This is a genomic window from Cupriavidus sp. KK10 (genome assembly GCF_018223725.1).
Lineage (GTDB): Bacteria > Pseudomonadota > Gammaproteobacteria > Burkholderiales > Burkholderiaceae > Cupriavidus > Cupriavidus necator.
Genome location: NZ_CP073677.1, coordinates 813,365 through 826,244, shown reverse-complemented (window position 1 = coordinate 826,244; position 12,880 = coordinate 813,365). Strand labels below are relative to the sequence as shown.

14 protein-coding genes are annotated in these 12,880 nt (G+C 67.4%); 6 read left to right on the top strand and 8 right to left on the bottom strand.

The features are described 5' to 3' along the window. Positions 1–28 precede the first annotated feature (28 nt). Together KB879_RS04070 and KB879_RS04065 are read right to left on the bottom strand one after the other, a co-directional pair. Positions 29–1,066 carry a Fe(3+) ABC transporter substrate-binding protein gene (locus KB879_RS04070; protein WP_211980812.1) on the bottom strand — a complete coding sequence of 346 codons (1,038 nt, stop codon included), beginning with the start codon at positions 1,064–1,066 and terminating at the stop codon, positions 29–31. Positions 1,067–1,238: 172 nt separating this feature from the next. Beyond that, a complete protein-coding gene (locus KB879_RS04065) occupies positions 1,239–1,577 on the bottom strand; it encodes a hypothetical protein (RefSeq protein ID WP_013955813.1) in 339 nt (112 codons plus the stop codon). A 256-nt stretch (positions 1,578–1,833) separates the two neighbouring features. On the opposite strand from KB879_RS04065, the gene KB879_RS04060 reads away from it, so the two are divergent. Continuing rightward, positions 1,834–2,934 (top strand): NAD(P)-dependent alcohol dehydrogenase, encoded by a 1,101-nt coding sequence (locus tag KB879_RS04060; RefSeq protein WP_211980811.1) that lies wholly within the window; start codon positions 1,834–1,836, stop codon positions 2,932–2,934. Between the two features lie 16 nt (positions 2,935–2,950). Here the strand turns inward: KB879_RS04060 and KB879_RS04055 are convergent, their stop codons facing one another. From KB879_RS04055 to KB879_RS04045, 3 genes are all read right to left on the bottom strand, one after another. After that, positions 2,951–3,388 carry a hypothetical protein gene (locus KB879_RS04055; RefSeq protein ID WP_013955811.1) on the bottom strand — a complete coding sequence of 146 codons (438 nt, stop codon included), beginning with the start codon at positions 3,386–3,388 and terminating at the stop codon, positions 2,951–2,953. A gap of 8 nt (positions 3,389–3,396) precedes the next feature. Next, positions 3,397–4,032 (bottom strand): outer membrane lipoprotein chaperone LolA, encoded by a 636-nt coding sequence (gene lolA / locus KB879_RS04050; protein ID WP_153954852.1) that lies wholly within the window; start codon positions 4,030–4,032, stop codon positions 3,397–3,399. A gap of 147 nt (positions 4,033–4,179) precedes the next feature. Then, positions 4,180–6,516 carry a DNA translocase FtsK gene (locus tag KB879_RS04045; RefSeq protein ID WP_153954853.1) on the bottom strand — a complete coding sequence of 779 codons (2,337 nt, stop codon included), beginning with the start codon at positions 6,514–6,516 and terminating at the stop codon, positions 4,180–4,182. Positions 6,517–6,750: 234 nt separating this feature from the next. Here KB879_RS04045 and trxB point away from each other — a divergent pair, with 234 nt between their 5' ends. From trxB to KB879_RS04030, 3 genes are all read left to right on the top strand, one after another. Next, complete coding sequence (gene trxB / locus KB879_RS04040) at positions 6,751–7,716, top strand: thioredoxin-disulfide reductase (protein WP_010813000.1); 966 nt, start codon at positions 6,751–6,753, stop codon at positions 7,714–7,716. A 123-nt stretch (positions 7,717–7,839) separates the two neighbouring features. Then, a complete protein-coding gene (locus KB879_RS04035; RefSeq protein ID WP_013955808.1) occupies positions 7,840–8,514 on the top strand; it encodes a Smr/MutS family protein in 675 nt (224 codons plus the stop codon). A gap of 13 nt (positions 8,515–8,527) precedes the next feature. After that, entirely contained in the window at positions 8,528–9,169 is a 642-nt protein-coding gene (locus tag KB879_RS04030) for a trimeric intracellular cation channel family protein (protein WP_013955807.1), read from the top strand. A 63-nt stretch (positions 9,170–9,232) separates the two neighbouring features. Here the strand turns inward: KB879_RS04030 and glnK are convergent, their stop codons facing one another. The 3 genes from glnK to KB879_RS04015 all read right to left on the bottom strand — a co-directional run bounded on the left by glnK (position 9,233) and on the right by KB879_RS04015 (position 11,269). Continuing rightward, positions 9,233–9,571, bottom strand: coding sequence for a P-II family nitrogen regulator (glnK, locus tag KB879_RS04025; RefSeq protein WP_006162803.1), 339 nt, complete (start codon positions 9,569–9,571; stop codon positions 9,233–9,235). A gap of 250 nt (positions 9,572–9,821) precedes the next feature. Next, positions 9,822–10,781, bottom strand: a complete 960-nt coding sequence (locus KB879_RS04020; protein ID WP_153954854.1) for a GlxA family transcriptional regulator — start codon at positions 10,779–10,781, stop codon at positions 9,822–9,824. Between the two features lie 92 nt (positions 10,782–10,873). Further along, positions 10,874–11,269 (bottom strand): hypothetical protein, encoded by a 396-nt coding sequence (locus KB879_RS04015; RefSeq protein ID WP_249221250.1) that lies wholly within the window; start codon positions 11,267–11,269, stop codon positions 10,874–10,876. A 263-nt stretch (positions 11,270–11,532) separates the two neighbouring features. On the opposite strand from KB879_RS04015, the gene KB879_RS04010 reads away from it, so the two are divergent. After that, complete coding sequence (locus KB879_RS04010; protein WP_153954856.1) at positions 11,533–12,522, top strand: SLAC1 anion channel family protein; 990 nt, start codon at positions 11,533–11,535, stop codon at positions 12,520–12,522. A gap of 3 nt (positions 12,523–12,525) precedes the next feature. After that, positions 12,526–12,852, top strand: coding sequence for a multidrug efflux SMR transporter (locus KB879_RS04005; RefSeq protein ID WP_153954857.1), 327 nt, complete (start codon positions 12,526–12,528; stop codon positions 12,850–12,852). The last annotated feature ends 28 nt before the right edge of the window (positions 12,853–12,880 follow it).

Here is a 12,880-nt window from a genome sequence, read left to right as displayed (position 1 = left end):
ACCGCCCTGCTGTAAAGGCCGTGGCGGCTTACTTGAAGCCGGCGCGGTCCACCAGCTTCTGTGCCTGCGGCTGGTACTTGCCCAGTTCGGCCACGTTGATGGTGTCGGACTTGAACGTGCCCAGCGCTTCCAGCGCCGGGTTGCTGACCTTCACGCCCTGCACCACCGGCCATTCGTTATTGCCGTCGGCAAAGTAGCGCTGGGCCTCGTCGCTGGCCAGGTACTCCAGGAACTTGACCGCCGCTTCCTTGTTGGGCGCATGCTTGAGCATGCCGCCGCCCGAGACATTCATGTGCACGCCCTGGCTCGACTGGTTCGGCCACAGCACGCCCAGCTTGTCGGCCACGGCCTTGTCTTCCGGCTTGGTCGACTTCAGCAGGCGCGCGATGTAGTAGGTGTTGGCAATGGCCACGTCGCATTCGCCGGCGGCAACCGCCTTGAGCTGGTCGGTGTCGCCGCCCTTGGGCACGCGCGCCAGGTTGGCGGCCACGCCGCGCGCCCATTGCTCGGTGCGTGCCTCGCCATCGTGGGCGATCAGGCTGGAAACCAGCGACAGGTTGTAGACATGGCCGCTGGAACGCGTGCAGACCTTGCCTTTCCACTTGGGATCGGCCAGGTCTTCATAGCTGGCGATATCGCCAGCCTTGACCGCGGTCTTGTTGTAGGCGATCACGCGGCCGCGCGCCGAGAAGCCGAACCATTCGCCATTGGCGTCCCGGTAGTTGGCCGGGATGCGCGATTCCAGCACCTTCGACTTTACCGGCGCAAACACGCCAGCCTGCTGGGCGCGCCACAGGCGGCCGATATCCACCGTGATGAACACGTCCGCCGGGCTGTTGGCGCCTTCATTGCGGATGCGCTCCAGCAGCGGGTCTTCCTGGCCTTCGATGCGGTTGATCTTGATGCCGGTCTGCTTGGTGAAGTTGGTGTACAGCGCTTCGTCCGTCTGGTAGTGCCGCGCGGTGTAGAGGTTGAGCACCTTTTCCTGCGCCGCCGCGGCGAGCGGCAGGGTCAGCAGGGCCAGCGCCGCAGCGCGCGGCAGCAAGGTTCGGATAGTGGTCTTCACGCGGATGGCTCCCCAGCATGGTTTGGGCAGCCGCCGGGCACCCCGGGGCCGCCCGGTTATTGGATTCCGGTCAGCGGGAAACAATATTGATTCTTGTTCAGACCGTCAAATTACAATTCCGTCATGTTGGCGGCAGTTGACAGATCAATGCCCGCAGGATGCGCGCCCGGCCTCAGCCGCGGCGCACCCAGACTACCTTGCCGGCCTTGACGCCCAGGGTGCGGCGCTGCGGGTTGTAGTCCATGGTGCCGGGGAACTGCTGGCCGTCGCGCTCGCCCAGGCGCCACGCGCAGCCCTGCAGCAGGCCGATGACCTCGGCCTCGGTCTTGCCGACCAGGGCATCGTCGGCCAGCTTGTCGGCGGCACAGCCCTCGGGCGTGCCACGCGCGCCTTGCGGGCCGGTCGGCGCGGGCGCCGGCGGCTGCGCCGCGCAGGCTGCCAGCAGGACCCCGCCCGCCGCCAGCGTGGCGGCCTGGCGCGTCCAGCAGAGGATAGTTCGCATCGCAATCATGTTGTTCTCCTGATGGGTATGGCGAGTATGAGGACGCTGGGACCCGCGGCATACCGCAGCGTTCAGCTTCCTTGCACACCGATATGAAACTTTTGCCGGATTGCCATGTATTGTGCACATTTTCCGTGTGGCCTCGGCTTGATCTGGATAAACCGGGCTATAACCCATGCGTGCTATCAGTGAGTAAGCGGGCCGGCAACATCCCGCCCCACTCCACCCACCGCGCATCCCCTTGCGCCTTCCCTGGGAGCAACGCATGACCGCAATGATGAAAGCCGCCGTTTTTGTCGAGCCTGGCCGGATCGAACTGGCAGACAAGCCCATCCCGGATATCGGCCCCAACGATGCCCTGGTGCGTATCACCACCACCACCATCTGCGGCACCGACGTGCACATCCTCAAGGGTGAGTACCCGGTGGCGAAGGGCCTGACCGTGGGCCATGAACCCGTCGGCATCATCGAAAAGCTCGGCAGCGCGGTTACGGGATACCGCGAAGGCCAGCGCGTGATCGCCGGCGCAATCTGCCCCAACTTCAACTCGTACGCGGCGCAGGACGGCGTGGCCTCGCAGGATGGCAGCTACCTGATGGCCAGCGGGCAGTGCGGCTGCCACGGCTACAAGGCGACCGCCGGCTGGCGCTTCGGCAACATGATCGACGGTACCCAGGCGGAATATGTGCTGGTGCCCGACGCCCAGGCCAACCTGGCGCCGATCCCCGATGGCCTCACCGACGAGCAGGTGCTGATGTGCCCCGACATCATGTCCACCGGCTTCAAGGGCGCGGAAAACGCCAATATCCGCATCGGCGACACCGTGGCCGTGTTCGCGCAGGGCCCGATCGGGCTATGCGCGACCGCCGGCGCGCGGCTATGCGGCGCCACCACCATCATCGCCATCGACGGCAACGACCACCGGCTGGAGATCGCGCGCAAGATGGGCGCGGACGTGGTCCTGAACTTCCGCAACTGCGACGTGGTGGACGAGGTCATGAAGCTGACCGGCGGGCGCGGCGTGGATGCCTCGATCGAGGCGCTGGGTACGCAGGCAACCTTCGAGCAGTCGCTGCGCGTGCTCAAGCCCGGCGGCACGCTGTCCAGCCTGGGGGTCTACTCAAGCGACCTGACCATTCCGCTGTCGGCCTTCGCCGCAGGGCTGGGCGACCACAAGATCAACACTGCGCTGTGCCCCGGCGGCAAGGAGCGCATGCGGCGGCTGATCAATGTGATCGAGTCGGGCCGCGTCGACCTGGGCGCGCTGGTGACGCACCAGTACAAGCTGGACGACATCGTCGCGGCCTACGACCTGTTCGCCAACCAGCGCGACGGCGTGCTGAAGATCGCCATCAAGCCGCACTGACGGCGGCGCCCCAGGTTCAGCCCTTGGCCCGGGCGGCCAGCGCCTGCATGGCGTCGGCCGGCAACGGGCCGTGGCAGGTGCGCTCGCCGCCGGACTCGCTGACCACCAGCCATACCTCGCCGGGCTTGTCCTTCGGGTGCAACAGCCAGGCCGGGCCGCGCGCGCTGCTGCTCGGCGGCAGGTCTTCCAGTACGCCGGTGCTGGCCGATTGCAGCATCACCGCGCAGTCGGTGGCAGGCACGCGCGTGGCCTTGAGGAAGGCCCCATTGCCCAGTACTTCGGGCAACGCCGAGTCCGATGCGCGCAGGAAGGAATCGACATCGAACTTGCTGGCGCCGCCGCCGCTGCTGGCGCATGCCGCCAACAGCAGCGCGCCGGCACTGGCCAGCAGCACGGCGCGCTGGCGGCGCCGGGAACGGATGGTGACTGCGGGACCTTCCTGCGGATCGTTCATGGCGGGCCTCACTGCTTCATCACATCGGCGCCCTTGGGCACCGTGAACCGGAATGCATCGGCCGCCAGCGGCGGGTTCTTCTGCATGCCCGTGAAGGTCAGCAGGGTGGTGTTGCCGAACGCGTCGCGCAGCTCCATGGCCTCAAGATTGCCGGCCTTGAAGCCGATGCCGATGCGCTCGAACTGCGTGTCCTTGGCCTTGGGCGTCAGCTCCAGCCACTCTACGCCATCGCGCGTCGCGCCGTTCTTGACCACGAAGTTCTTTTCCAGGTCATTGCTGCCGAACAGGATCGCCGCCGGGCTGGAGCCGAGCGCGCCGTCGAGCTTGCGCTCGGTGACCTGGTTCAAGTCCTTGTCGTAGATATACAGGGTCTGGCCGTCGGCCTGCAGCAGCTGGTCGTAAGGCTTGGTATAGCGCCAGGTGAACTTGCCCGGGCGCGAGAACACAAAGGTGCCGCTGGAGGTGCCGGTCACCTTGCCGTTGGCGCCCTGCCCCTTGACCTGGCGCTGCGTGAACTCGCCGCGCGCGCTCTTCACGCCGGTGACAAAACTCTGCAACTGGTCGGTGGCGGCGGCATGGGCCGGCGCCTGGAGGGCAAACATCGCCAGCGCGGCGCAAGCCGACACGAGGATGCGGTTTCGCATGGTTCGGGTCCTGGTAGTTGTAGGTGCGTTGCCTGCGCCGCGTCGGGCACGGGCAACCTGTCCTTTTAGAGCCGCCGGCGGCCCGGGGATTCCGCGCACCGCACGTCGGCGGGTAACCGGATATTACGAGGGCTGCGCGAGCGGCGCTCAGTCATCTTCGCGGGCAGCACCCGCGCCCTGCACCAGGATGTCGCGGTTGCCGTTGCCCGACATGGCCGAGACCATGCCGGCCTTTTCCATGTCTTCGAGCAGCCGCGCGGCACGGTTGTAGCCGATGCGCAGGTGGCGCTGCACCAGAGAGATCGACGCGCGCCGGTTCTTCAGCACCACCTCGACTGCCTGGTCGTACAGCGGATCGGCCTCGCCACCGCCACCGCCAATGCCGGCACCGCCGCCAAACCCGTCGCCGCCGCCGGCGTCCTCGGTCAGGCCGCCTTCGAGGATGCCCTCGATGTAGTTGGCTTCGCCGGATTCCTTGAGCTTTTCCACCACGCGGTGGACTTCCTCGTCCGACACAAAGGCGCCGTGCACGCGCACCGGCAAGCCGGTGCCCGGCGCCAGGTAGAGCATGTCGCCCATGCCCAGCAGGGCTTCGGCACCCTGCTGGTCGAGGATGGTGCGCGAGTCGATCTTGCTGCTGACCTGGAACGCGATCCGGGTCGGCACGTTGGCCTTGATCAGGCCGGTGATCACGTCCACCGACGGGCGCTGCGTGGCCAGCACCAGGTGCAGGCCGGCCGCGCGCGCCTTCTGCGCGATGCGGGCGATCAGCTCTTCCACCTTCTTGCCGACCACCATCATCAGGTCGGCCAGCTCGTCGATGACGATGACGATGGTGGGCAGCCGGTCCAGCGGCTCCGGGGCGTCCGGGGTCAGGCTGAACGGGTTGGGGATCTTCTCTTCGCGGGCCGCGGCCTCATCGATCTTCTTGTTGTAGCCGGCCAGGTTGCGCACGCCCAGCTTGCTCATCAGCTTGTAGCGGCGCTCCATCTCGCCGACGGCCCAGTTCAGGGCATTGCCGGCCTGGCGCATGTCGGTCACCACCGGGCACAGCAGGTGCGGGATGCCCTCGTAGACGCTCATTTCAAGCATCTTCGGGTCGATCAGGATCAGGCGTACGCTTTCCGCCTTGGCCTTGTACAGCAGCGACAGGATCATCGCGTTGATGCCGACCGACTTGCCCGAGCCGGTGGTGCCGGCCACCATGCAGTGCGGCATGCGGGCCAGGTCGGCCACCATCGGCTTGCCGGCGATGTCCTTGCCCAACGCCATGGTCAGGCTGGACGCGCTCTCGTTGTAGACCTGCGAACCAAGGATTTCCGACAGGCGCACGGTCTGGCGCTTCGGGTTGGGCAGCTCCAGCCCCATGTAGTTCTTGCCCGGGATGGTCTCGACCACGCGGATCGACACCAGCGACAGCGAGCGCGCCAGGTCGCGCGCCAGGTTCACCACCTGGCTGCCCTTGACGCCGGTGGCGGGCTCGATCTCATACCGTGTGATGACCGGGCCCGGGTAGGCCGCCACCACCTTGACCTCGACGCCGAAGTCCTTGAGCTTCTTCTCGATCAGGCGCGAGGTGAATTCCAGGGTCTCGGCGCTGACGGTTTCCTGGTGCGGCGGGATCGGGTCCAGCAGCGACAGCGGCGGCAGGTCAGAGTCCTGGATATCGGCGAACAGCGGCTGCTGCTTCTCGCGCTCGACGCGCTCATGCTTGGGCACCGCCTGCGGGCGCACGATCTGCACCGGCGCTGCTTCTTCGATGCGCACGCGTTGCACCTCGACGGTTTCCTTGCGCTCGGTCTTGGCGGCCTCGCCGATAATGCGGTCCTGCTTGCTCTCGCGGCGGGCCTTGAAGCCCAGGAACAGGGTCTCGACAAAGCCGCCGACGTGCTCGGCCACGGTCAGCCAGGAGAAATGGAAGAACAGTGACAGCCCGATCGCCAGCAGCAGCAACAGCAGCAGGGTCGCGCCGGTGAAGCCCAGCGCCACCTGCAGCCAGCCGCCCAGCAGATCGCCCAGCACCCCGCCCGGCGCGCGCGGCAGCGCGGCGCGCAGCGGGTACATGCGGATCGCCTCCAGGCCCATGCTGGAGAACAGGGTCAGCCCGAAGCCGATCCAGCTGACGGTCACGCCCTGGCGGTGCAGGCCGTGGTCCGCGCGCTCGGGCAGCTCGGCGGTCAGCGTGCGCCAGCCGCGCCAGCAGCGGCGCACCAGCAGCACCGCCAGCCAGTAGGCGGAAAAGCCGAAGATAAAGAACAGCACGTCGGCCACCCAGGCGCCGACGCGGCCGCCCAGGTTGTGGATATCGGCCACCTGGTTGGCATGCGACCAGCCGGGATCGGTCTTGCTGTAGCTGGCCAGCACGCACAGGAAGCCCAGCGTGACGGCCAGCAGCAGAAACCAGCGGACCTCGCCCAGCAGTTTGCCGATGCGGGATGGCAAGGCTGAGGGATCGGTGCGGGTGGTCGTGGTAGCTCGGGCCATGCCTGGTTAAGACTCGCGTGTAAGGTGATTCCGGATGCGTTTCGGGCCGATGCCGGCATCGGTCAGTGGTCACTCACCGGGTGGCTGACGGTCATCGTGGCGGCCATTTTAACGTGGCCCGAGACTATCGCACTCATTGGAATTTGCAACAGTGAGCAAATGCGGCTCCTCTTATAATGTCGCTTTCGAGCAATGCCGGTGGGCAGCATGCCGCACCGGCCACAGGAACGCATCATGGCAAAACACGCAAAAGTGCTGATTCTCGGTTCTGGTCCCGCCGGCTACACCGCCGCGGTCTACGCGGCCCGCGCTAACCTGGAGCCGGTGCTGATCACCGGCCTGGCACAGGGCGGCCAGCTGATGACCACCACGGACGTCGAGAACTGGCCGGGCGATGCCAAGGGCGTCCAGGGTCCTGAACTGATGCAACGCCTGCTGGCGCACGCCGAGGAATTCAAGACCGAAATCATCTTCGATCACATCCACACTGCCAAGCTGGTGGACGACAACGGCCAGCCGGCCCGCCCCTTCCGCCTGATCGGCGACGCCGGTGAATATACGTGCGATGCGCTGATCATCGCCACCGGCGCCTCGGCGCAGTACCTGGGCCTGCCGTCCGAAGAGTCCTTTATGGGCCGCGGCGTGTCGGCCTGCGCCACCTGCGACGGCTTCTTCTACAAGAACCAGGAAGTGGCCGTGGTCGGCGGCGGCAACACCGCCGTGGAAGAGGCGCTGTACCTGTCGCATATCGCCAGCAAGGTCACCGTGATCCACCGCCGCGACAGCTTCCGCGCCGAGCCGATCCTGGTCGACCGCCTGCTGCAGCGCGAAAAGGAAGGCCGCGTGGTGATCCGCTACGACAGCGTGCTGGACGAGGTGCTGGGCGATGAATCCGGCGTGACCGGCATCCGCGTCCGCGGCACCAAGACCGGCCAGGCCGAGGACCTGAAGCTGGCCGGCGTGTTCATCGCCATCGGCCACAAGCCCAACACCGACCTGTTCGAAGGCCAGCTGGCCATGGAAAACGGCTACCTGGTGACCAAATCGGGCCTGCAGGGCGACGCCACCGCCACCAGCGTGCCGGGCGTGTTTGCCGCCGGCGACGTGCAGGACCATGTCTACCGCCAGGCCATCACCAGCGCCGGCACGGGCTGCATGGCCGCGCTGGACGCCCAGCGCTTTGTCGAAGCCCTGAAGTAAGCACAGCTCCCTCCGCCGGCCGGGCCGTCACGGCCCGCCGGCGCGTCCCCTTTGGCACCTCGTGCCGCCCTCCTGCTGCCCCGCCAGTCGATATAATCGGCGCCGAGCCCCCGGAGATTCTCAATGACGCACGGCGCCCGCAAACCCGACCGACCGCCCCAACGATTCGGCCTGAACGACCTTGCCAGGCTGCGCGACACCCTCAAGGCCGATACCGAGCGCCGAGAAACCGAGCGCGTGGCCGCCGAGCAGGCCGCCCAGCGCGCCCGCGAGGAGGCCGACGTCTTCCGCACCAGCGTGGGCCAGGTCAGCCAGCTGCGCGACCGCAACCGCGCCCCCGTGCCCGCCAGCAAGCCCGCCCCGGTGCCGGTGCAGTCGCGCCGCAACGACGAAGCGGTGCTGGCGGCCTCGCTGTCCGATGATTTCGACGTGGAAAGCCTGCTGGAAACCGACGAGACCCTGTCGTTCCGTCGGCCCGGCATCGGCATGGACGTGATCCGCAAGCTGCGCCGCGGCGAATGGGTGCCGCAGGACAAGGTCGACCTGCACGGCCTGCGCAGCGACGAGGCGCGCGAGGCGCTGGCCGAGTTCCTGCGCCGCTCGGTGCGCAACGGCGTGCGCTGCGTGCGCGTGATCCACGGCAAGGGCCTGGGCTCGCCCGACAAGCAGCCGGTGCTCAAGGGCAAGGTGCGCAGCTGGCTGGTGCAGAAGGAAGAAGTGCTCGCCTTCGTGCAGGCGCGCGAGGCCGAAGGCGGCGCCGGCGCACTGATGGTGCTGCTGCGCCAGCCGCGCACCTGACGCCTCGCCGCGGATGCACGTTCCGCTTGACTTGCTGATGGGGCGGCTGCCCCTGATCCTCCACATCATGGAGGTGATCGGCGTGCTCGCCTTTGCGGTTTCGGGCGTGGTTGACGCGCGCAAGCAGCGCCTGGACGTGGTCGGCACCTTCGTGGTGGCGTTTGCCACCGCCTTTGGCGGCGGCACCGTGCGCGACGTGCTGCTGGACCGGCGCCCGTTCTACTGGGTCGACCACGAAGGCTACGTGCTGCTGATCTTCGTGATGTCGTTCGGCGCCTCGTTCGTGCTGCGCGTGGTCAGCCGCGTGGCCTCGGACCGGGCCATGATCGTGGCCGACGCGATCGGGCTGGGGCTGTTCTCGGTGACCGGCGCCTCGCTGGCGCTGGTGGCGCAGATGACGCCCACCGTGGCGGTGATGATGGGCATCATCTCGGCCGTGTTCGGCGGCGTGGTGCGCGACGTGCTGTGCAATGAGGTGCCGATGATCCTGCGCGACCGCTCGCCCTACGCCACCTGCTCCTTTATCGGCTGCTGGATCTATGTCGGCATGAGCTGGCTGGCGGTGCAGCAGGAAGCGGCGCTGCTGACCGGGGCAGTGGCGATCATCGCCATGCGGCTGGTGTCGGTGCGCTACGGGTGGAAGCTGCCCAGCTGAACGCCACCCCGCCAACAAAAACGCCGCCTCGCAAGGCGGCGTCTTTCTGTCCTGGCCCGTGGCTCAGACCGCGGCTTCGTCCTGCTCGCCGGTGCGGATGCGGATCACGCGCTCGATCTCGGTGACGAAGATCTTGCCGTCGCCGATCTTGCCGGTGTGGGCGGCCTTGACGATGGCGTCCAGCACGGTGTCCAGCTGGTTCTCGGCCACCACCACTTCGATCTTGATCTTGGGCAGGAAGTCGACCACATACTCGGCGCCACGGTAGAGCTCGGTATGCCCTTTCTGGCGGCCAAATCCCTTCACTTCGGTCACCGTCAGCCCGGTCACGCCGACGTCGGCCAGGGCTTCACGCACCTCGTCGAGCTTGAACGGTTTGATGATGGCGGTAATCTGCTTCATGACTGGCCCCTGTTTATCGTTTGTTCACGCGCCTGGCGGCGCATCGCCGCGGTCGCGGCGCTCTCCGGCTGGCATTTTACCAGTCATTGGCGCCACGTATTCCCCGCTATCCCTCGCCCGGCGCGGCCAGAACGTTCGCCAGTGCGCACCGCGTGGCGGCCCGCCGGCGCCCAAGGCTGTGGACAACCCTGTGGATACCAGACCGGAAAACCTGTGCAAAGCCTGTGCAAGCCCTGTGCACAGCACTTGCTCAGGCCTCGCCGCGAAAGCGGCGCCGGTAGTCCGACGGTGCCACCCCGACCCGGCGCAAAAAGGCGCGGCGCAGGTTGTTCGGATCGCTGAAGCCGGCCAGCGCCGCCACGCGCTTGAGCGGATGGCGCGAGCCCTCCAGCAGCCGACGCGCGGCATCGATGCGCGCGGCCTCGACAAAATCCGCCGGCGTCACCTGGCATTCCTGCTTGAAGATGCGGGCAAAGTTGCGCGCGCTCATGCCGGCATGCGCCGCCAGCGCCTCCACCGACAGGTTGCCCGCCAGGTTCTCGACCACCCAGCCCTGCACCTCACGGATCGCGTTGCGCTCGGCGGTCTGCGCCGCCAGGTGGGCACTGAACTGCGACTGCCCGCCCGGACGCTTGAGGAACATCACCAGCTCGCGCGCCACGCGCAGCGCCACGGCGCGGCCGAAATCCTCCTCGACCAGAGCCAGCGCCAGGTCCAGGCCCGCGGTCACGCCGGCCGAGGTGTACAGGTTGCCGTCCTTGACATAGATCCGGTCCGGTTCGACCTGGACGCCCGGAAACAAGCGAGCCAGGCGGTCGGTGGTGTTCCAGTGCGTGGTGACGCTGCGCCCGTCAAGCAGGCCCGCATGCGCCAGCACCATCGCGCCGGAGCAGACCGACCCCATCCGCCGCACGGTCCGGGCCTGCCGTGCCAGCCAAGCGCTGACGGTCTCGTCCTGCTGCTGCTGCCGCAACCCCGGGCCGCCTGCGACCAGCAGCGTGTCGATATCGTCACTGCAAGTATCGAGCGTCGCGTCCGGCTCGACGCGCATGCCGTTGGAGGCAGTCAGCAGACCCGGGACCGGCGCGATGATCTCGAACTGGTAGGCGTCAGGCTGCCCGGCCTGGCGGGCACCTTCGTGGAACACGTCAATGGGGCCGGCGAGGTCCAGCATCTGGAAGCCGGGGAAGGCAACGACGGCAATCTTCATGGCAGCAAGGCAGGGGACCGGGGCGGTGGCCGGCGGTTGGCTGGCGCGTGGCTGATATTGGCAGTCTAGGCAGATTCCGCCAGCGCGGAGGGTCAGCGGTAACGCACGATGGTGATCTCGACGATGCGCTGCGACTCCGCCAGCGCGGTGTGACTGCCGGCGCGCTGCAGCGCGACCACTCGGCTGCGCTGGTCGCCGAGCAGCGCAGCGTCGCCGCCCGCTTCGCGCACGCGGCTGGCCACCCGCTTCAGCAGGAAGCGTTCGCCGATCCAGCCTTCCGGCGTTTCCACGCTGGTGTAGGCCAGCACCTCGTAGGGCCGCGGCGGTTCGCCGCGCATCCAGATATCGACCCCGTCGACATGCTCGCGTGCGCCGCCCTGCCCGTGCCGCACGGGTTCGCCTTCGTGGCGCCGGATCGGCGCCTGGATGCAGGCCGCGAGGCCCAGGCAGCACGCCAGCAGCAATCCAGCCATGCTGGCTCTTTTCATGTTTCGTCTAGTCATTCCTGTCTTTCCTCTCACTACGGATCAGAACCGGGGCGCAGTCTAGGCAGGAATTCCGGCGCTGCGCGGGCGCTGGCAGACATCGCGATTGGTTTGGCTGGATTTGACGTGTCTAGCGCCTTTCGGCCAGCAAGAGCGGCAACCATAATTCCTTTCACCAGGCCCCGTCCGATCCAGGACGCGGCCCCGGCAACCCTCCCGCCAGGCACGCCAAGCCGGCGCCCCCACTGAAAAGCAGACCCACCCCTATGACTCTTGCAGCCCATCCCGCGGCCACCCTGCCGGCGCCGCGCAGCTCGGTGAAACACCTTCCGGTCAACCTGTTCGGCGCCGTCATGGGCCTGTCTGGCCTGTCCATGGCATGGCGCGGCGCCGGCTCCGCATTCGGCGTCAGCCCCGTCATTGGCAACGCGGTTGGCGTGGTCGCGGTGCTCGCCTTCCTGGCGCTGGCCGCCGGCTACCTGGCCAAGTGGCTGCGCTACCCGGACGCGGTCAGGGCCGAGTTCAGCCACCCCGTCGCCGGCAACTTCTTCGGCACCATCGCGATTGCGATCCTGCTGCTGTCGTCGGTGGTCGGCGCGCATCACGAGACTCTGGGCCAGACGATCTGGACGCTCGGCACCGTGATCACCGTGGGGCTGACTTTTGTCATCGCCGGGCGGCTGCTGCACGGCCGGACCGAGGCGGCGAACGTGGTGCCGGCGTGGCTGATCCCCGGCGTGGCCACACTGGACATCGCCGTGGCCGGCGGCACCATGCCGATGGCCTGGGCGCATGAAGTCAACCTGCTCGCCGTCGGCGTCGGCACCGTGATCGCGCTGGTGTTCTTCACCATGATCATCTCGCGCCTGATCCACCACGATCCGCTACCGGCCGGCATGGTGCCGTCGCTGATCATCCTGATCGCGCCGTTCGAGGTGGGCTTCCTGGCCTACGTCAATATGACCGGCAGCGTCGACATGTTCGCCGGCATGCTGTTCTACTTCGGCCTGTTCCTGTTCCTGCTGTTGTCGTGGCGCGTGTTCCGCCGCCCGGCGCCGTTCGCGCCGTCGTGGTGGGCCATCAGCTTCCCGATGGCGGCGCTATCGAACGCGGCGCTGAAGTACGCCGGGCACGAGCAGTCCGCCGTGCTGGCCTGGCTGGCGGGACTGATCCTGCTGGTGCTGACGACCGCGATCGTGGTGCTGTTCGTGCGCACGCTGCACAGCCTGTTCACGCATCGCCTGCTGGCCGCCTGAGAGATGTCCTGGACCCTGTTGGCCGTTGCCGGCCTGCTTGAAATCGCCTTCGCCTTCGGCATGAAATGGTCGGCCGGCTTCAGCCGGTTCTGGCCCAGCGTCTATACGGTCGCCACCGGGATGGCCAGCATCCTGCTTCTGACGCTGTCGCTGCGCGTGCTGCCGGTGGGCACGGCCTATGCGGTGTGGACCGGTATCGGCGCGGCGGGCACCGCGATGCTCGGGATGCTTTGGCTGGGCGAGCCCGCATCGCTGGCGCGCATGGGCTGCATCGCGCTGATCCTGGGTGGCGTGGTGGGGCTGAAACTGGTTTCCGGCCCGGCGCCATGACAATCACGCAGTCAGAAAAATGGCCCGC